The following is an 18,358-nucleotide window of genomic DNA, read 5'->3' as shown; positions in this document are numbered from 1 at the left end:
GGCATTTTCATGGAATACGTAAAACTTGGCAATACGGGACTCGATGTCTCAAGGCTCTGTCTCGGCTGTATGGGCTTTGGCGACGCGAACCGATGGATTCATGACTGGGTACTCGATGAGGCGGCGACCCGTCCGATCATCAAACAAGCACTCGACCTCGGTATCAACTTCTTTGACACGGCAAACATCTACTCGAAAGGCACGAGCGAGGAATACGTCGGACGTGCGCTTCGGGATTATGCGAACCGAGACGAGATCGTTCTCGCGACAAAAGTTCACGGTCGGATGCATGACGGTCCGAACGGCGGCGGTTTGTCGCGGAAGGCGATTCTTTCGGAAATCGATCATAGTTTGAAACGGCTCGGCACCGATTACGTCGACCTGTATATCATCCACCGCTGGGACTATGACACACCGATCGAAGAGACGATGGAGGCGCTCCATGACGTCGTCAAATCCGGGAAGGCCCGCTATATCGGTGCATCGGCAATGTACGCCTGGCAGTTCCAAAAAGCGCTCCACGTGGCGGAACGAAACAACTGGACCCGGTTCGTGTCGATGCAAAACCATTTGAACTTGATTTATCGGGAAGAAGAGCGTGAAATGCTGCCGCTCTGCCGGGAAGAGAAAATTGGGGTCACACCGTACAGTCCGCTCGCCTCGGGGCGCCTGACACGCGACGTGTCGACCGTGACCCACCGCTCTGAGACGGACGTGATTCAACGTTCGAAGTATGACGCGACGATGGACGCCGACCGGCTCATCATCGAGCGGGTCGCCGCAATCGCTGAGACGCGGGGAATTACCCGGACACAAGTCGCCCTCGCCTGGCTCTTGCAACAAGACACGGTCACCTCGCCAATCGTCGGTGCCACGAAGCAGCGTCATTTGGACGAGGCGGTCGGTGCGTTGGCCGTCACGTTGACACAAGAAGAGATGGCTTCGCTCGAAGAACCGTACATCCCACACGCGGTCGTCGGTGCGATTTGAGTCAAAATTCAACCTCAAGTCGTATGGGCGTGCTCCTTGCCGTCGGGTAAAGTAGACAGAGATGTCACAATACGCAAGGAGAACCGATTCATGGAACAATGGATTCAACAAATGATTGAGCAGTTCGGCTATTGGGGCGTGCTCTTCCTCATCTTTATCGAGAACGTCTTCCCACCTATCCCGTCCGAGCTCATTTTAATATTCGGCGGCTTCTTCACGACAACGACCACGCTTACACCCGTCTGGATGATTCTCGCCGCGACGGTCGGTGCGGTCATCGGAGCCATCGTTTTGTATAGCGTCGGATTATTTTTCGACAAGGAGCGTCTCGAGTCATGGGTCGCGCGTTACGGCAAACGTCTCTATTTGAAAGTGGATGACGTCCGCATGGCCGATCGCTGGTTCGACCGCTTTGGACCGAAACTCGTCTTTTTCGGTCGATTCGTCCCCGTCGTCCGTAGCCTCATCTCGATTCCGGCCGGCATGTCGAACATGCCGTTCGTCAAATTTTTGATGCTGACGACACTCGGGACGCTCATTTGGAACACGGTGCTCATCTTTGTCGGCGTGTACGTCGGGGAGAATTGGCAAGTGTGGCTCGGCCAAATCGAGACGTATTCGCATGTCATGTATGGCGTCCTCGCCGTCATCCTTCTCGGACTAGGCGCTTTCATCGTCCGGGTCATCTGGTCACGTCGCTCTGAACAGCGTTAAGTTTGCACACTCCGAAATCGATTCGGAGTGTTTTTTTGTGGAATCGCAGTTTACCCTCTTGACTTTAAATTCTTATGACCTTAAATTAAACAGATAGAGTTCACATGAACTTAAAAAGGAGGAATTATTGTTGACATTACTCATCGCCTTTTTGGCACTCGTCATCTTCATGCTCGCACTTGACCTCGGGGTGTTCCACCGCAAGGCACACGAAGTCTCGCTCCGCGAGGCATGGACATGGACGTTCGTCTGGATCGGAATCGCCATCGCGTTCGGCGGTTGGTTGTTCTACTCGCAAGGCAGCACGGTCGCGACGGAATATGCGAGCGTCTACTTCATCGAGAAGGCACTCGCCATCGATAACGTGTTCGTCTTCTCGCTCGTATTCGCCTACTTCGCGATTCCGCTCAAGTATCAGCACAAGGTGTTGTTCTGGGGTATTCTCGGGGCGATTTTCTTCCGGGCCGTCTTTATCGTCGCCGGGGTGTCGTTGTTAGAAAACTTCGGTTGGATTTACTACGTGTTCGGCGCTTTCCTCGTCTACACAGGTTGGATGATGTTCAAAAATATCGGCAAGGACGAGTCGCTCGAAGAGAACAAAACCATTCGCTGGCTCGAGCGACGCTTACCGATCACGCAAGACATCTCGTCTGGTAAGTTCACGAAGCGAATCAACGGCAAACTCTTCTTCACGCCGCTCTTCATCGCGCTCATCTTTATCGAGATCTCGGATATCGTCTTCGCCGTCGACTCGGTCGCAGCCAGTTTCGCCTACTCGCGTGACCCGTACGTCATCTTCTATGCGAACATCATGGCGATTCTTGGACTTCGTAGTCTCTACTTCGTCCTCGCCAACTTGATTGACCGCTTCTACTACTTGAAGCACGGACTCAGCTTCATGCTCGTCTTCATCGGGACGAAGATGATTTTCGGTGATGTTTACAAAATGCCGATCTGGATGTCGCTCGGCACAATCGTACTTGTCATCTTGATTAGTGTCGTCTACAGTTTCTATAAAACGAAACCTGGACAGGACAAAAACGTATAACCAAAGGGAGACGTGCTAGCCTCCCAGGTGGTTCACTTCTCAATCGTGGGTAAACCTTTAGTCTAGCAAACACAGAAAAGGTGGTTACAAATGTTTGACCGTATGGGTGATGTGAGTATTGGACTCGTCTTCGGGATCGTGTTGATGCTTTTGTTCAACAGTCTTTGGGGACTTGGGGTCGGTGTGATGTTAGGAATCTTCTTCCTCGTCGCACCGCGCTCGACAAACCGCCGTACTAGAAAATATATACCGCAAATACGCTAAACCGGGGCAATCGCCTCGGTTTTTATTATGTATACTGAAGAAAACCCATCTAGGAGGACCTATGGATTATTCAACGACAGAACTGACGGAAGCGAAACGTCAAATCGATTCGATTCTCCATAAACTGCACGAGACCGTGAAAACGCTCGAGGCGAAAGATCACCCCGAGCGTTACAAATCACAACTGACACTCGCCAAACGGCGCATCCGGGCGCTTACGATTGCCGTCGCATTGATCGAGGCCCAACTTCATCCGGACACATGACAACAGCGACCGCATCACTCGGTCGCTGTTGTTGTCGATTTAGCTTCTTTTGCTGCTTCCTCTTCTTCTTTTTCTAACTCTTCAATCAACCGCTTCATCTCTTCGATTTCACGTCGTTGTGCTTCGATGATATCTTCTGACAGCTGCTTCACGCGTGGGTCTTCAATCTCGGCCCGCTCGCTCGTCAAGATAGCGATCGAATGGTGCGGGATCATCGCCTTCATCCAACTGACGTCATCGACCGTCGTCTGGCTCCGGACGAGCCATAGCGAGAGCCCGAACACGAGCGCGCTCACACCTAAGATGACGGCGTTCAACTTCTTGTTTTTGTACATGCCCCACATGAACAACAACATGACGAACGCCATGACCGAGCCCATGATGAGCGCCATATACAAACGTGTCTGACTGAAGAAGACGTGGTCGAGTTGGAACACGTTCAAATACATGAGCCAATACATGAGGAATGTCGACACGAGAATCATCACTCCGAATTTTGCGTAAGGTTTCATCGTCTACTCCTCCTTTGCTGATGGTCTGTCTACACAATTGATTGCCTAATCCATTTTTGTTAAAACATCGAGACCTCATGCACGACACGAGACCTCCTCTCATTTCACTTCTTTTTCACAAACAAGGGCTATACTGTCAAAATGGACTTTGCCGACAAAGGAGAAATTCGAAGTGTTGAAAACCTTGCAAGACCTGTTGACAGAGCTGAAACAGCTCGTGACATGGACGTATTTAGACAACCCTGCCGAAACGATGATTGAGGGCATTTCCTTCTCCTCAAAAGAAATTAAACAAAATTTTTTATTTGTTTGTATCTCAGGCTATCGCCATGATGGCCATGACTACGTGAACGAGGCGATTCATAACGGGGCGGTCGCCATCGTCGCCGAACGTCCGATTGAGGCCCGGGTACCTGTCATCTATTGTAAAGATACGAAACATGCCCTCGCCGAACTCGCCAGTGCGTTTTATGACCATCCCTCGACGCGACTTCGTCTGCATGGCGTCACCGGGACGAACGGAAAAACGACGACGACGGCGCTCGCCCATCAATTGTTTGATCACGTCGGCATGTCAGCCGGACTCATCGGCACACTCGGCATCACGTACGCCGGGAAGACGTTTCAGACACCGAACACGACGCCTGACCCGTTGACCATCAATCGCCACCTTCATGCCATGGTCGAGGCCGGTGTCACCGATTGTATGATGGAAGTCTCATCCCAAGCCATCGCGGAGGCACGGATTGCCGGCTTGGAATTCGAGACGACTTCATTCCTCAACCTGTCCCACGATCACTTGGACTATCATGGGACGATGGAGACGTACGCCTACACGAAAGCCCAGTTGTTTGCACAGTTGACGGAGTCTGGATGTGGGATCGTCAATGAAGATGATCCGCATCACACGCTCATGCTGTCGATGGCACCGTCCGCCGCCAACTCGTTTTTGTTCAGCCGTCAGTCGACTGCCGCGGACTTGGTCGGGCATCGAAAAGACGAGCAGTTCATGCTCGAATTGGGTGACGAAGCGGTCCAATCTCCCCTCCCATTCTATGAGGACTATAACCTCGATAACACGTTGTGCGCCATCAGCATCGTCCTGCAAACCGGGGTTCCGTTGGCAGAGGTCCTTCCTCATGTTAAGAAGTTGACGTTGCCGAGCGGACGCCTCGAACGAGTGACCGGAATCGAACAATCGGTCTATATCGACTATGGACATACGCCGGACGCCATCAAACAAGTCGTGACGGCATTGACGGCCCGCTATCCTCGTGTACTCGTGCTGCTCAGTGCTGCCGGCGAACGTGACCGAATGAAGCGAAACATCATGACAGAGGTCGTCGTTGCTTCAGGCGCGGATATGATTTTGACGGTCCATGACCCACGTCACGAAGATCCGCAACAAATCCTTGACGATTTGGCGACGGGACAATCTGCCGAGCTTGCACGTTTCGACGAACGCGAAGCAGCCATCCGGTTCTTCTGCGAACGGATGGACGGCTACGACTGTGGTGTCTTATTCGGGAAAGGGCATGACCGCGTCGAGCGCATCGGAGACGAGGCCGTACCGTTCGACGAACCCGCACTCGTCCGACTGTTTCTGCAATCGCCCGAACTGCCCTGAGGGACAAGGAGAACGTTCCCCTTCTCTCGAAACCGTTACGTAGACGAGACGGCTCAGAATCATAGGAGGACCATATATGAAAATTTTGATTGTCGATGACGAAATGAAAATGAGACGATTGCTCCGCCTATTCTTAGAAGGCGACGGCTACACCTGTATCGAGGCCGCTGACGGACGAGAAGCGATGGAACGGATTTCCGAACGTCCGGACTTAGTGATGCTCGACATCATGATGCCCGGCGTCGATGGGATCACGTTGTGCCGCCAAATCAAGGCGCTCGATGCCGAACTGCCCGTCGTCTTGTTGACGGCCCGCTCGGACAGTGAGACAACGATCCGCGGGTTGGACGCAGGTGCCGACGATTATGTCACGAAGCCGTTCGAAGGAAATGTGCTCCTGGCCCGGATTCGTGCGGTGTTGCGACGGAGCCGTGTCACCAATGTGAACTACGGACAGCTGCGCTATGAAGAAGCGAGCGGACGGATTCTCTATCAAGAACAAGAAGTCGTCATGACGCCGAAAGCAACGGCCATTTTGAAACTGTTCTTGCAACATCCGAACCGGCTATATAACCGGATGGATTTATACGACTTGGTGTGGCCCTACTCGTCCGAGTCGGACCCGCGCACGGTCGATGCCCATATCCGCATGATTCGCGACAAACTCGGCGAGGCCGGCTTCCCGATTGACGATTATTTGAAGACGGTGTGGGGCCGCGGCTATCGCTGGACCGAGGAGCGGTCGGACTCATGACATTCCGACGCAACAGCCTCCCGTTCCGAATCAGTCTGATTTTTTTATTGACGACGTTATTGATTGAAGGTGTCTTGTTCTTATTGCTCTACCATACGCTCCTGGGTGAACGTGTCGTCGAAGAGATCGACCGGCTCGAATCGAGAGCGGAAAGCCATGCGAGCGTGCTGGCGATGAGTTTTGACGAGGAGACGATCGACCACGTCGCGACGATGGAGAGCGAGACCGACACGAAAGTCGCCATCACCGCACCCGACCACTCAATTCTACAGACATCCAACCGCTTCCCTGACCCACTCTCGATGCTCGTCCAAGCTGAAGCAGAGCGAGGGGATGCCAATATGACGACCGTCCTCGAAGACGATTGGGAGAACGAGCCGTATCTCGCAGTACGGACCCCGATTGATGCAATGGAAAATGACACCCGTTACGGGTATGTGTATATGTTTCTACCGACCGAGATTATTCATGGCATCAGCCATCGGCTCCAACTCCGGTTTCTTTATATCACCGGCATCGCCCTCGTCATCACCATCATGACGTTCGTCTTGCTGAGCCGGTTGATTTCAAACCCGATTCAGCTGTTGCGCCGAGCGACCGAGGATGTCTTGACGAATCCCGAAACGTTGACCCTGCCGACGTCCCGAGAAGATGAGATCGGAGAGTTGGCCCGTTCAATTGAAGCGATGTCGCTTGAACTGGATCGTCTCCGGAAAGAACGAAATCAGTTCTTGTCGGACCTCGCCCACGAGATTAAAACGCCGCTCACGTATCTGCAAGGATATGCCGAAATCGCATCCAAACCGCAGACGCCAGAGTCGTTAAAAGAACAGTCGATTCAGACGATTCTCGAAGAGAGCCAAGCGTTGACCGAGCTCGTCGAGAACGCGTTCCAGCTCGCCCAGTTGGACGAGAACACGTTCACGTTGCATCGCGAACCCGTGGCCGTCGATGCGCTCTGCGACGATTTGCAACGCGTGCTCACCACGATGTTCCGAGTGACACCGATCGCGTTTGCTAGTAGCACCGATTGCTCCTCCAAGGACGTCGTCTTACAGTTAGATCGACATCGCATCTTACAAGTGTTCCGCTCCATCGCCCACAACGCGATTCAACATAGCGAGGCACGCCACGTCCAATTCGATATGCAACTTACGGATGAAGCTCTCCACTTCACGATTCAAGACGACGGGAAAGGTATCCCTCAAGAAGATCTGCCTTACATCTTCGATCGTCTGTACCGGGTCGAAAAATCACGCTCCCGTCGTACGGGTGGCAGTGGACTCGGGCTTGCCATCGCCCATCAAATCATCCGGTTGCATGATGGTACGTTGACCGTCGCCTCTGATTCATCTGGGACGATGTTCACCATCACGCTTCCGCTCCACTAAAAAAATCCGGCACCTGAGCTCAGGCGCCGGATTTTTTTCATTTCACTTTTCCTGCTTGCAACAGTTGCGTCCATTCCTCGTCTTCAAAGACGTACACACTGTTATCCGATGTCGCTAGCAAAAATCGCCCGTTTTGGCTGACCAGTTCGATCGGGACGCTGTCCGCGTTCAGCGAGGGCAGCTCCACGGTCGTCTCCGTCTCGTCGGTCAAATCCGAGACCACAAGATCGAACGAGGCACCGTCTTTCGTGATTGACGCCAATTTCCCTTTCGTCGATGCCATCGTGACGATATTCTTCTGTTCCAGGAACGGCTCGAACGTGTCTCCCCCGTCGTCTGAGACGAGGATGCCGTCCGGACCATAGACGAAGACGCGTTTCGGTTCACTTGCATCGGCCGTGATACCGGCGATGCCTCGACCTTCGATGCCATCCATCTCCATCGGCTCAAACGACGTACCGCCGTCGAGCGACCGATAAAAACCTGGTTCGAGTTCACTGGTCGCCGTTTCCAAATACACGTAGAGGCTCTCGGATTCGAAACCCGCACTCATATAGTGAAAATCGGCCTCACCTTCTAACGAGCGAATCTCGAGCGTCTCCCCTTTATCGGTCCCACGGACGACACCGAGGGGATTTTTATACGGCGAATCCTGTGCCGGGTGACCACTCGCATAGAATCCGTCTTTGACGAGCTCGAAGCCCATATAGTCGTGACGGTTCGACGACAATTCGTACCAGCCGTCTTCTCTGAATTCCATCAGTCCCGTATGCGTCGCGATGACCGGACGCCCGTCTGGCCAAAAGCCGGCACCGTGAATATGGGAGACCGCGGTGCCTGTTTTTGTCGCTGTCCAGCGGTCCGGCACCTGTTCCGTCGACGTCTCTTTTTCTTCCGTGACCGGTTCCTTCGACTCGCTCGCTGGTGTCGCACCCCCACACGAGGCAAGAAATACAGTCGTCAAAAACATCGGTACGAGTAGCTTTCGTTTCATAATAGTTCCCTCCATCTTTAGCATCCTCCTCATTATAGAGACCAAAGATGAAAGAATTGTTAAAGCTTGAGCGTCCGGGCATTGAGCGCGACGATGACGGTACTGAGACTCATGAGCACGGCACCGACGGCCGGTGACAAGATGATGCCGATTGGGGCCAACACACCGGCCGCGAGCGGGATGGCGACGATGTTATAGCCGGCGGCCCACCACAGATTCTGAATCATCTTGTTGTATGTGTTGCGAGACAAGTCGAGAATCGACAGCACGTCTTTCGGGTTGCTCCGGACGAGAACGATATCGGCCGTTTCGACGGCGACGTCGGTGCCGCTCCCGATGGCAATGCCGACGTCCGCTTGGGCCAAAGCCGGTGCATCATTAATGCCGTCCCCGACCATCGCCACTTTGCTGCCGTCGGCTTGGACGGTTTGCACTTGCCGTGATTTATCATCCGGCAACACTTCGGCGTACACTTCCTCGATATGAAGTTGCGACGCCACCCAGTCGGCCACTTTTCGGTTGTCACCAGTGAGCATGATCGAACGGACGCCCCGGTCTTTCAACGCTCGGACCGTCTCTTTCGCTTCATCGCGAACCATGTCCGCCAAGGCGATCATACCGACCAAGTCTCCGTCTCGAATCGTGAAGACGACGGTCTTCCCGGCGGCTGATAACTGGTCGAACGCCGTTTCGTCAATTGAGAGCTCATGCTCCCGAATATAGCGGGGGCTGACGACTTGAACGTGACCTCCCTCTACCTGTCCTTCTAATCCAACCCCCGTGATCGAAGCGAAATCGACGACTTCAGGCAACGTCAATTTGCGTGCTTCCGCTTCCCGAAGAATGCCTCGTGCGAGCGGATGCTGCGAGGCCGTCTCGACCGCGGCGGCCAGACGTAACACGTCCTCTTCTGTATGAGCAGATGCGGCTTCAATGTCCGTCACCCCGAAATCGCCTTGCGTCAACGTTCCCGTCTTATCGAAAATGACCGCATCGAGATGACGCGCCTCTTCGAATTGAGTCCGATTCCGAATCAACAGTCCGCGTTTCGCCGACAGGGCTGTCGAGACCGCCACGACGAGCGGAGACGCGAGACCGAGCGCGTGCGGACATGAGATGACCATGACGGTGACCATTCGTTCGACAGCCATACTGACCGGATATCCGAGAGCGACCCAAATGGCGAACGTCAGAACTCCCGATCCGACGGCGACATAAAACAAGAGCTTGGCGGCCCGATTGGCTAGGTTTTGCGTTTTCGATTTGGATTCCTGCGCTTCTTTGACCAAGTCGATGACTTTCGCCAAGTATGTGCTCTCTCCCGTGCTTGTCGTCGAAATCGTCATGCTACCTTCTTGGTTGATTGATCCTGCGATGACGACATCCCCGGTCTCTTTTTCGACAGGCATCGATTCACCGGTCAACATCGACTCATCGACCGTCGTCCGCCCTTTCAGCAGTTCCCCGTCGACAGGAATCTGCTCGCCCGGTTTGACGAGAATCAAATCCCCAGCAGCGAGCGCCGAGACGGGAACGTCCTCGATGTCACTCCCGTTGATGCGGTGTGCCACGCTCGGTAATAGACGAACGAGCTGTTGCAACGCGTTCGACGCACCCATGATTGAGCGCATCTCAATCCAGTGCCCGAGCAACATGATGACGATTAACGTCGCCAACTCCCAAAAGAAGTCATGCCCATGCCCGTATCCGAACACGATGGCAACACTATAGAAGTACGCGACGCTGATGGCAAGTCCAATCAGCATCATCATCCCCGGATTTCGTTGACGCAATTCATCGATGCTCCCTTTCAAAAACGGCCACCCTCCGTAGACGTACACAATCGTCGCCAACACGAATAGCGTCTCCTTTTCATAAGGAAACGTGAGTTCGAAACCGGCCCACTCTTGAATCATATCTGACAAGATGAGAATCGGGATCGTCAGCCCTAACGAGACGAAAAATCGACGCTTATACTCTTCAATCATCCCTTCATGTCCGCCGGTATGCGAGTCATGCGCTTCCCCGTGTTCATGATGAGATGACGCGTGGTGTGAATGTTCCACGTTGACCACCTCCTATGCATACCATATACCCCTATATAGTATATAAAAACTTATTTTCCGTTTAACAAATATTTCATAACTTGTTGGTATAACTAAATAGGCTCTCGCTTTTAACCGAAAGGATGATGCCTTATGAACCGCGTAACGAAATGGGTCATTGGGATGGTTATAGTCAGTATCGTGATTGGATTGTTCTTGCTTTTGTTCACGTTTGCTCCTGGAAACTGGATGATGGGAAACGGTTCATTCATGGGAGATCGAAACGATGGTGGCATGATGCATGGCAACGGCGGGATGGGACGTGGGGGTACCGTCGAGCTCGTCGCGTCGAACGAACCGAATCAACGACTCCCCATCCCGGAACGGCTACGACCTGACCGTGTCACGGACGAGGCGCTCTATTATACGGTTCGTACCGAACGTGGCGAGCACCGATTTTTCAATCAAGGTGTCAGTACCGAGACGCTCGGCTATAACGGGAATTTGCTCGGACCGATGATTGAATTACCAGCTGGAAAGACCGTCTATATCAATACAATCAATCAGCTCGATGAACCGACCTCGTTCCATTGGCACGGTCTCGTCATCCCGGGAGCCGAAGACGGCGGACCCCATCAATCGATTGCCCCGGGTGAACAAAGACAAGTTCGTCTCGATATCGACCAAGAACCGGGCACACTCTGGTTTCACCCGCATCCGATGGGCGCGACGGCCGAACAAGTATACCTTGGTTTGGCCGGACTCTTGTACGTGACGAACCAAGCGGAGACCGGGTTGCCGAATGAATACGGTGTTGATGACATCCCGCTCATCGTTCAAGACCGTCTCTTCACAGCCGACGGACAACTCGATTACGACCGCCAGATGAACATCGATGGGACGGTCGGTGATACGTTGATTGCGAACGGAGCGATCAATACAACGTTCGACGTGACGACGAACACGTTACGCGTCCGTCTCGTCAACGGCTCTAACGCCCGGAATCTCGACTTCTCCCTATCGAACGGGGAGGCGTTCACTCAAATCGCGACTGACGGCGGGTTGCTCGACCAACCGGTTTCGCTTGAGACGTTGACGCTCACACCTAGTGAACGGGCCGAGATTTTAATCGACTTTTCCGACTTGTCTCTCGAGGACGACATCGCTCTTCAAGCAGATGGGATCCCGTTCACGACGTTCACGGTGCGCGACCACATCGAGCAAGACGGTGATTGGACGGCAGCTTTCACGGAAGCCCCTGTCACTAACGAGTCGAGCGAGGCCGACCGACGCCTCACGTTGTTCGGGATGGGCAATATGGTGACGATTGACGGCAAACAGTTCGACCCTGACCGGATTGACATTAACGTCCGGCAAGGCTCGACCGAGGTGTGGGAAATTTATAACCGAGAGGACATGATGGGCGGGATGACCCACCCGTTCCACGTCCATGGCGTCCAATTCCGGATACTTGAACGGGACGGCAAGCCTCCGCCTGACAACGAACGTGGCTGGAAAGATACGGTCGCCGTCGCACCGGGCGAGAAAGTGAACATTGAAATGACGTTTCGAGAGACAGGGACGTTTATGTATCACTGCCACATCCTGGAGCATGAAGAAAACGGGATGATGGGACAATTGAAAGTAGACTAATCACACTTTACTTGGAGGGAATATGAATGAAATGGAATAAGAAACTCGGAATGATGACGATGGCACTCTCACTGAGCGGTTTACTCGTTGCTTGTGGTGAAAACGACACGACGAATAATGATACGAACATGAATGATCAAATGGAAGAGACGATGGACGGGAACGACCATTCAGGAATGGACATGTCCGGGTCTGGTGACGTCCCCGAAGGCTTGAAGTCAGCAGAGAACCCGACGTTCGCGGTCGGCGACACGGCCGTCATCACAGAGGCCCATATGCCTGGCATGGAAGGCGCGGAAGCGACCATCGTCGGCGCCTACGATACGGTCGCCTACAGTATCTCGTACGACCCGATGCACGGAGGCGAGCGCGTCAAAGACCATAAATGGATCATTCATGAAGAGATTGAAGGTGCACAGGACGACCCGTACGAGGTCGGCGACGAGGTTGAAGTCAATGCCGAGCATATGAGCGGTATGGGCGGAACGACTGCTACCATCGATTCTGTCGAAGAGACGACGGTCTATATGGTCGACTTCACGTTAGAATCCGGCGAAGAAGTGACCAACCATAAATGGGTCACCGAGGAAGAACTGTCGGCACCTTAATCGAGACGTTTGTCGGAACGTGGTCACGCCTTCTCAGTAAGAGCAGGCAAGTGAAACCGGGGCACATGCCTCGGTTTTTCTTATGTATGGGACGAAGCATTTCAAGGAAACAACTGACAAAAGAGATTGATTCTCATTAGCCTTTTTTTATCTAGGCTAAACTAATTAAAATTACCCTGTTTTTCAAAAGCTAAACAGCGAGAAATCGGAGTTTTTTTGAATTTTAGGCACATATCCTTTTACCAACAAAACGTTGTATGTCTCATTTTCGTTGATATGACTGGACTTTCTCTAATACATAATCGTTTTCATAACGATTATACTTTTTTGAAATATAAATGACATATTAGAATCTATTTTTTGATGGTAAAATTTTTTTATAAGGTAATTATCATTGTTCTGTCGCATTGTTCCATAATTGAAAGGATTTACCATACTATGAAAAAACAACTGATGACGATCACATTAGGCGCCCTTCTTGTTTCCGGCTTGACACTTCCCGCTTCGACACCGGTAGAGGCAGCTACATCGTATAAAGTCAAAGTCACGACGAATGTTTTGAACGTGCGGAGCGGCCCATCGACGTCTTATCAAAAAGTCGGCAGTGCCAAACTCGGCCAAACGTTCACCTATCTCGGCGCGACCGGTTCATGGACAAAAATCAATTATAACGGCAGTACAAAATACGTCTCGAGTACATATGTTAAAAAATATAGCAGCACGTCACTCCAAACAGCGACAGCGGGCAAGTTCTTGATTCCTGCGAAAGGCACGTTGACGCAAGGGTATGGCCCGGCGAGCGGCAAATACGGCTACACGTTCCATAACGGCATCGACTTGGCGGCCGCGAAAGGCACGACAGTCCAAGCTGGAGCATACGGTGAAGTCATCGTCGCCCGCAACTATGGAGCGTACGGTAACCACGTCATGATTTCGCACACGATCAACGGTCAAGCGTACACGAGCGTCTACGCCCATATGGATCGTTTGAACGTCGTCAAAGGACAAAAAGTCGCCAAAGGCGCGAAAATTGGAACGGTCGGCAACACCGGCAACTCGTTCGGAAGCCACCTTCATTTCGAAATCCATAAAAATAAATACGTCTACAGCAGCTCGACGGCTGCCAATAGCGTCAACCCGTATACGTTGTTCTAATCCTACCACCTTCCTCTAACATACGAGGAAGGTGTTTTTTCCTAGAATCGTGCGCATTCCGTCCGACTATCCCGGTTGTGACCCATTTCTAGCTAGGTCTATGGGGGGTATAGGGAATCATCGGCGAATATCGTATAATAAAGGAGTATGTCGATATTACTTTACGTATATATATAGCTTTATATCGAAGGGAGGTTCGCGCGATGACTCGAAAGTCATTCTATCCGGCTCGCCGGTACCATGGGCGCTCGACGGCTAAACGAATGAACCAGATTCACGCACCCCAGTCGTTACCGATTCATTCACTTGTCGAAGAAGTTCAAGATGCGGTCTGTTATATCGACTTCACACGGAACCATCTGTATTCGAACAAACAGCTTCGCGCCATCTGTCCCTCGATGGTCAACCAGCGTTTCTCGCGCCCAGAAGACATGGCCCGGTTCTTCCACGAAGCGTTCGAGCGGAACGGCGCAGATATGAACGATGTAACGCTGTTTTGGGAAGAACTCATGACGAACCGGTTCGGCTGTTGCCCGAGCATGGATGCGAAGTCGCTCCGCATCGGCGAGCGCACGATGCAAGTCATCGTGAACTTCACACATACGCCGCGCGGCGCATTCCTCATGTGGCGAGACATCACCGACTCGATCCGCTTCGAGGAGCAGAAAGACGCCTTCCTGGCCGAACTGTCCCACGAGTTCCGTTCCCCGCTCACGGCCATCAATGGTTACGCGGAACTGCTCATGTACCAACATGGCGACGACGAGAAAACACATGGGATGTTGACGCTCGTCAAACGGGAGGCCGAGCGACTCGAGCGGCTCGTCGATAATTTCCTCGACTACCAGCGTGTGAACTATTCCGTGGAGTTATTGTCGTTGTCGACGTTCGACTTGCGACCATTGCTCGAGGACATCGTCGTGCACTATCAAGCGACGGCCCCCCAGCATGACGTCATCTTGTCCGCGGATGACATGACCCTCGAGGCCGATCAGGAGAAGCTGTTGCAACTACTCCATAACTTGATCGGCAACGCGATCAAGTATTCGCCGAACGGCGGCACGGTCTACGTCGAGCTGACGACCGAAGACGACACGTATGTCCTGTCGGTCCGTGACACCGGAATCGGCATCCCGAGTGACGCCATCCCGTATGTGTTCGATGAGTATTACCGGGTCGACTCGGATGCACACCGTCCGATCAAAGGAACCGGTCTCGGCCTTCGCATCTGTAAACGGATCGCCGAAGCGCACGGCTGGGGCATCCATGCCGACTCCGTGTACGGGGAAGGCACGACGTTCTCCATCTACTTATATCCCAATAGTTCGACGCATGCGACGTCCCTCGCCGAACGGGAGACGTCCGACTGACAAGACCGTCTTTTTTGAATGAATCACCTTTAAAGCGGGAACAGACGAGAAGAGAAACGTAGAAAGGATGATTCGCATGAAACGTCAACGTGGCTTTTTGGCACTCCCGGTCGCCGTCGCCTTTATTCTCATTTTCGGACTGTTGTTCGACAACTGGTGGCTCGGACTCGGGATTGGCATCGCGATGTTCTTCGCGTTCCAAGGGACGAAGAAGAAGGCTTGAAACTTTTTGAGGCGGCGCCCGTAGTAATTGGACAAAGGAGGCATGCTCCATGTCCAATAAACAAACGACCGGCAGCTACGCCTTTCCGCTCGCCCTCGGCGTCGGTGTCTCGACTGCCATCGCGCTCGATCACTACTTGATTGGACTCGCAATTGGCATCGGGTTGTATTTTGCTTTTAGTGATTCGCCGAAGAAGACATGACAAAGACCGCTTCATTGAGCGGTCTTTGTCATATTTACTCGGTAGCAGTTGATTGATCTCATTTAAGGAAGGCTGATGTAGATGGCATCTACCAAACCTATACCCAAGTTTCAACTCGCTTTTGCGTTACTCCTGTTAGGAGGTGTCTTTTTCCTTCTTCATGAGGTAGATCAGCGAGAAACTTTTTTGAACGAAACGTTAACTGAGCATTTTTCAATCGATCAGAGCGCCTATGATGTCGAGTTCAGCATGAATCAATTTGGGTACTTATATCGCTTGAATTTCGAGGACGAAAACAGAGTCGAGTATGAATTTTTCGTCAAAACCAATCAAGAGAAAGAGTACGTCGTCACCTATTATGGACATAATTCAAAAGGCGATTCACCTTTGAAAGAAGATGAATTTACTACTTTGAACAAAGAATACTAAATCTAGAGAATTGCCATGAGAAGAGGCCAGCTGATGCGAACACGTCGCGCCAGCTGGCCTCTTTTTACAAATCGACTGAGGCATATCCCAGCCTCACTTCAATGACGCGACTTCGATTGGAACCGCTCGACTTCGTCCGTCATGATGGCGTCGACACCGGTCATGTCCGGCAACTCGCTCGGGTCATTGATGGTGTACAGGCGAAGCAACCGATTTTGTTCGCGCATCGCCGCCGCGTCCCTCGTCCCGATAAACTCCGGTTGGGCATGGACCGCCTCGGCACCGACTCGTTCGACGAACTCGACGAGCCGTGGATGCCCGTCCCCGGTCAAGACGGCGATTCGCGCCTCGCGGGCGACGTCCCGCAACCGGACGAGCGTGTCCGGGTTGAACGAGGAGAAGACGACACGCTCTTCTAACTTGAACTCGGTGACGGCGAGCCACGTCAAATACTCGATTCCTTCATAATCAAATTGATCCGTCTTCAACTCGATATTGAGCGTGACGTCGGAAGGTTCAATCAAGACGAGTACTTCCTCGAGCGTCGGGATCCGTTCCCCGCTCTCCGTCCGGAGCAAGCGGAGCTGTCGAAGCGTCATATCCTTGACGAAGCCGCTTCCGTTCGTCGTCCGGTCGACCGTCTCGTCATGGATCACGACGAGGCGTCCGTCGCGCGTCAATTGGACATCGAGCTCAATGCCGTCGACGTGAGGCAACGCCGCCTTGAACGCGCTGATCGTGTTCTCCGGATACTTGGCGCTATAGCCGCGATGTGCGTAAATCAACATGTCATTGTCCCAAGGTGGAAGTTGTCTCATCGGCCGCGCGCTTCAATGCCTCTTCGACCGATACGCCTTGGTATAGGCTCTCCATGGCGTTGACGACGCTTTGACGTGACTGCGGGAACGTCGAGATGAGGGCGCCTTGTGTCGCTGGCGAGGCTTTCGTCTCACTCAATTGATCGACCGTCACTTTCAGTTGCGGGTACTCAGCCCACATCTCTTTGACGATCGGCTCGTCATACGCCTCCGGGTTGATGGCGAAGTAGCCCGTCTCGACGTGCCATTTGGCCTGTGCTTCTTTCGACGCCGCATACTTCATGAACTCCCATGCGCCCTGCTTCGTCTCGTCGGCGATCCCGTCACCCATCCAGAGCGAGGCCCCACCGATGATGACACCTTCACGATCGGCTTCGTTCGGCACCGGCAAATACGACGCCCCGACCTCGAAGTCAGCGTTGTCCGCCACGGTACGAATCCCAGCCGACGAGTCGAGATACATGGCAACTTTTCCGGATTGGAAAGCGGCACGCATGTCGTCCCAGTTTTGACCGACGTTCATGAACGTCTTCTCGTCATACATCTCTTTAATCAAGTTGAAGGCGTTCTGCCCTTCTTCCCCATCAAAGACAGCTTTCGTAGGTGCCCCGCTACGGCCGTTGTCGTTGTCGACATAGAGCCCGCCTTGCGCGGCGACAAGTTGCTCGAAGAACCAACCGTAGTTGAGCATCGTGAAACCGGTCTGCCCGTCGGTCGTCAGTGCCTTCGCCGCTTGCTTCAGCTCGTCATACGTGCGCGGCGCTTTCTCTGGGTCGAGGCCTGCTTTTTCGAACGCGTCTTTGTTGTAGATGAGTACCGGTGTCGACGAGTTGAACGGCATCGAGTACTGCTTGCCGTCGACTTGATAATAGCTCAAGATGTTCTCTTCCCAGACGCCCGTATCGAAGTCCTCTTTGTCGATGAACTCCTGGACCGGCGTGATTTTGTTCGAGTCGATCATATACTTCGTGCCGACCTCGAACGTCTGCATGATGGCTGGTGCGTCCGGTGACCCTGCGACGGCGTTGAACTTCGTGAGCGCCTCTTCATACGTGCCTTGGAACACCGGTTTCACTTCATAGTCGTCCTGTGACTCGTTGAAAGCGTCGACTTGGTTGTTGAGTGCGGTCTCTAAGTCCCCGCTCATCGCGTGCCAAAACACGACTTCTGTCTTCCCATCCGTCGTCGTGGTCGCCGCGGCCTCTTCCGCCTCTTGACTGCCACATGCCCCGAGCAATAACACCGAACTGGCCAACCCTGCGAATAATGCTTTCTTTTTCATGAACGTTTCCCCCT

General features: G+C 53.0%; 19 protein-coding genes. 14 read left to right on the top strand and 5 right to left on the bottom strand.

Features of this window, described 5'->3' with window-relative positions; genetic code table 11:
• Positions 1 to 9 precede the first annotated feature (9 nt).
• From KNP67_RS05500 to KNP67_RS05485, 4 genes are all read left to right on the top strand, one after another.
• Positions 10 to 990: an aldo/keto reductase gene (locus tag KNP67_RS05500; RefSeq protein ID WP_214756138.1), complete on the top strand. Its 981-nt coding sequence runs from the start codon at positions 10 to 12 to the stop codon at positions 988 to 990.
• Positions 991 to 1,080: 90 nt separating this feature from the next.
• Positions 1,081 to 1,704: a DedA family protein gene (locus KNP67_RS05495; protein ID WP_214756134.1), complete on the top strand. Its 624-nt coding sequence runs from the start codon at positions 1,081 to 1,083 to the stop codon at positions 1,702 to 1,704.
• Positions 1,705 to 1,834: 130 nt separating this feature from the next.
• Positions 1,835 to 2,752: a TerC family protein gene (locus KNP67_RS05490; RefSeq protein WP_214756131.1), complete on the top strand. Its 918-nt coding sequence runs from the start codon at positions 1,835 to 1,837 to the stop codon at positions 2,750 to 2,752.
• Positions 2,753 to 3,077: 325 nt separating this feature from the next.
• The gene (locus KNP67_RS05485; protein WP_131471395.1) at positions 3,078 to 3,281 is read left to right on the top strand and encodes a hypothetical protein; all 204 of its coding nucleotides are present in this window, start codon (positions 3,078 to 3,080) and stop codon (positions 3,279 to 3,281) included.
• Positions 3,282 to 3,295: 14 nt separating this feature from the next.
• On the opposite strand, the gene KNP67_RS05480 is transcribed toward KNP67_RS05485, so the two are convergent.
• On the bottom strand, positions 3,296 to 3,793 hold the full coding sequence (locus KNP67_RS05480) for a DUF305 domain-containing protein (RefSeq protein ID WP_128123443.1): 498 nt from the start codon (positions 3,791 to 3,793) through the stop codon (positions 3,296 to 3,298).
• 172 nt (positions 3,794 to 3,965) lie between these two features.
• Between KNP67_RS05480 and KNP67_RS05475 the strand changes: the two genes are divergently transcribed.
• The 3 genes from KNP67_RS05475 (at position 3,966) to KNP67_RS05465 (ending at position 7,565) form a co-directional block, all read left to right on the top strand.
• Entirely contained in the window at positions 3,966 to 5,420 is a 1,455-nt protein-coding gene (locus KNP67_RS05475) for a UDP-N-acetylmuramoyl-L-alanyl-D-glutamate--2,6-diaminopimelate ligase (protein ID WP_131471396.1), read from the top strand.
• Positions 5,421 to 5,496: 76 nt separating this feature from the next.
• Positions 5,497 to 6,174: a response regulator transcription factor gene (locus KNP67_RS05470; protein WP_029594726.1), complete on the top strand. Its 678-nt coding sequence runs from the start codon at positions 5,497 to 5,499 to the stop codon at positions 6,172 to 6,174.
• Positions 6,171 to 7,565 (top strand): sensor histidine kinase, encoded by a 1,395-nt coding sequence (locus tag KNP67_RS05465; protein WP_214756126.1) that lies wholly within the window; start codon positions 6,171 to 6,173, stop codon positions 7,563 to 7,565. Before KNP67_RS05470 ends, KNP67_RS05465 begins: the two co-directional genes overlap by 4 nt.
• A 37-nt stretch (positions 7,566 to 7,602) precedes the next feature.
• On the opposite strand, the gene KNP67_RS05460 is transcribed toward KNP67_RS05465, so the two are convergent.
• Both KNP67_RS05460 and KNP67_RS05455 read right to left on the bottom strand, forming a co-directional pair.
• Positions 7,603 to 8,559: a F510_1955 family glycosylhydrolase gene (locus KNP67_RS05460; protein WP_131471400.1), complete on the bottom strand. Its 957-nt coding sequence runs from the start codon at positions 8,557 to 8,559 to the stop codon at positions 7,603 to 7,605.
• A 59-nt stretch (positions 8,560 to 8,618) separates the two neighbouring features.
• Positions 8,619 to 10,475 carry a heavy metal translocating P-type ATPase gene (locus KNP67_RS05455; RefSeq protein ID WP_370448607.1) on the bottom strand — a complete coding sequence of 619 codons (1,857 nt, stop codon included), beginning with the start codon at positions 10,473 to 10,475 and terminating at the stop codon, positions 8,619 to 8,621.
• A gap of 282 nt (positions 10,476 to 10,757) precedes the next feature.
• Here KNP67_RS05455 and KNP67_RS05450 point away from each other — a divergent pair, with 282 nt between their 5' ends.
• The 7 genes from KNP67_RS05450 (at position 10,758) to KNP67_RS05420 (ending at position 16,244) form a co-directional block, all read left to right on the top strand.
• Complete coding sequence (locus tag KNP67_RS05450) at positions 10,758 to 12,257, top strand: multicopper oxidase family protein (protein WP_251130791.1); 1,500 nt, start codon at positions 10,758 to 10,760, stop codon at positions 12,255 to 12,257.
• Between the two features lie 26 nt (positions 12,258 to 12,283).
• Positions 12,284 to 12,865: a YdhK family protein gene (locus KNP67_RS05445; protein ID WP_131471402.1), complete on the top strand. Its 582-nt coding sequence runs from the start codon at positions 12,284 to 12,286 to the stop codon at positions 12,863 to 12,865.
• Between the two features lie 438 nt (positions 12,866 to 13,303).
• Positions 13,304 to 14,020, top strand: a complete 717-nt coding sequence (locus tag KNP67_RS05440; protein WP_058764770.1) for a peptidoglycan DD-metalloendopeptidase family protein — start codon at positions 13,304 to 13,306, stop codon at positions 14,018 to 14,020.
• Between the two features lie 203 nt (positions 14,021 to 14,223).
• Positions 14,224 to 15,390 (top strand): sensor histidine kinase, encoded by a 1,167-nt coding sequence (locus tag KNP67_RS05435; protein ID WP_251130790.1) that lies wholly within the window; start codon positions 14,224 to 14,226, stop codon positions 15,388 to 15,390.
• Between the two features lie 76 nt (positions 15,391 to 15,466).
• The gene (locus KNP67_RS05430; protein WP_021066172.1) at positions 15,467 to 15,613 is read left to right on the top strand and encodes a hypothetical protein; all 147 of its coding nucleotides are present in this window, start codon (positions 15,467 to 15,469) and stop codon (positions 15,611 to 15,613) included.
• Between the two features lie 49 nt (positions 15,614 to 15,662).
• Positions 15,663 to 15,815, top strand: a complete 153-nt coding sequence (locus KNP67_RS05425) for a hypothetical protein (protein ID WP_160327095.1) — start codon at positions 15,663 to 15,665, stop codon at positions 15,813 to 15,815.
• A gap of 81 nt (positions 15,816 to 15,896) precedes the next feature.
• Positions 15,897 to 16,244 (top strand): hypothetical protein, encoded by a 348-nt coding sequence (locus KNP67_RS05420; RefSeq protein ID WP_214756124.1) that lies wholly within the window; start codon positions 15,897 to 15,899, stop codon positions 16,242 to 16,244.
• Positions 16,245 to 16,342: 98 nt separating this feature from the next.
• Here KNP67_RS05420 and KNP67_RS05415 read toward each other — a convergent pair whose 3' ends face one another.
• Together KNP67_RS05415 and KNP67_RS05410 are read right to left on the bottom strand one after the other, a co-directional pair.
• Positions 16,343 to 17,032, bottom strand: a complete 690-nt coding sequence (locus KNP67_RS05415; protein WP_214756122.1) for a glycerophosphodiester phosphodiesterase — start codon at positions 17,030 to 17,032, stop codon at positions 16,343 to 16,345.
• Position 17,033: 1 nt separating this feature from the next.
• Positions 17,034 to 18,344 carry an ABC transporter substrate-binding protein gene (locus KNP67_RS05410; protein WP_131471406.1) on the bottom strand — a complete coding sequence of 437 codons (1,311 nt, stop codon included), beginning with the start codon at positions 18,342 to 18,344 and terminating at the stop codon, positions 17,034 to 17,036.
• Between the last annotated feature and the right edge of the window lie 14 nt (positions 18,345 to 18,358).

The sequence above is a fragment of the Exiguobacterium sp. s157 genome (assembly GCF_018618205.1).
GTDB lineage: Bacteria > Bacillota > Bacilli > Exiguobacteriales > Exiguobacteriaceae > Exiguobacterium > Exiguobacterium chiriqhucha.
This window is presented reverse-complemented; position numbering and strand designations above follow the sequence as displayed.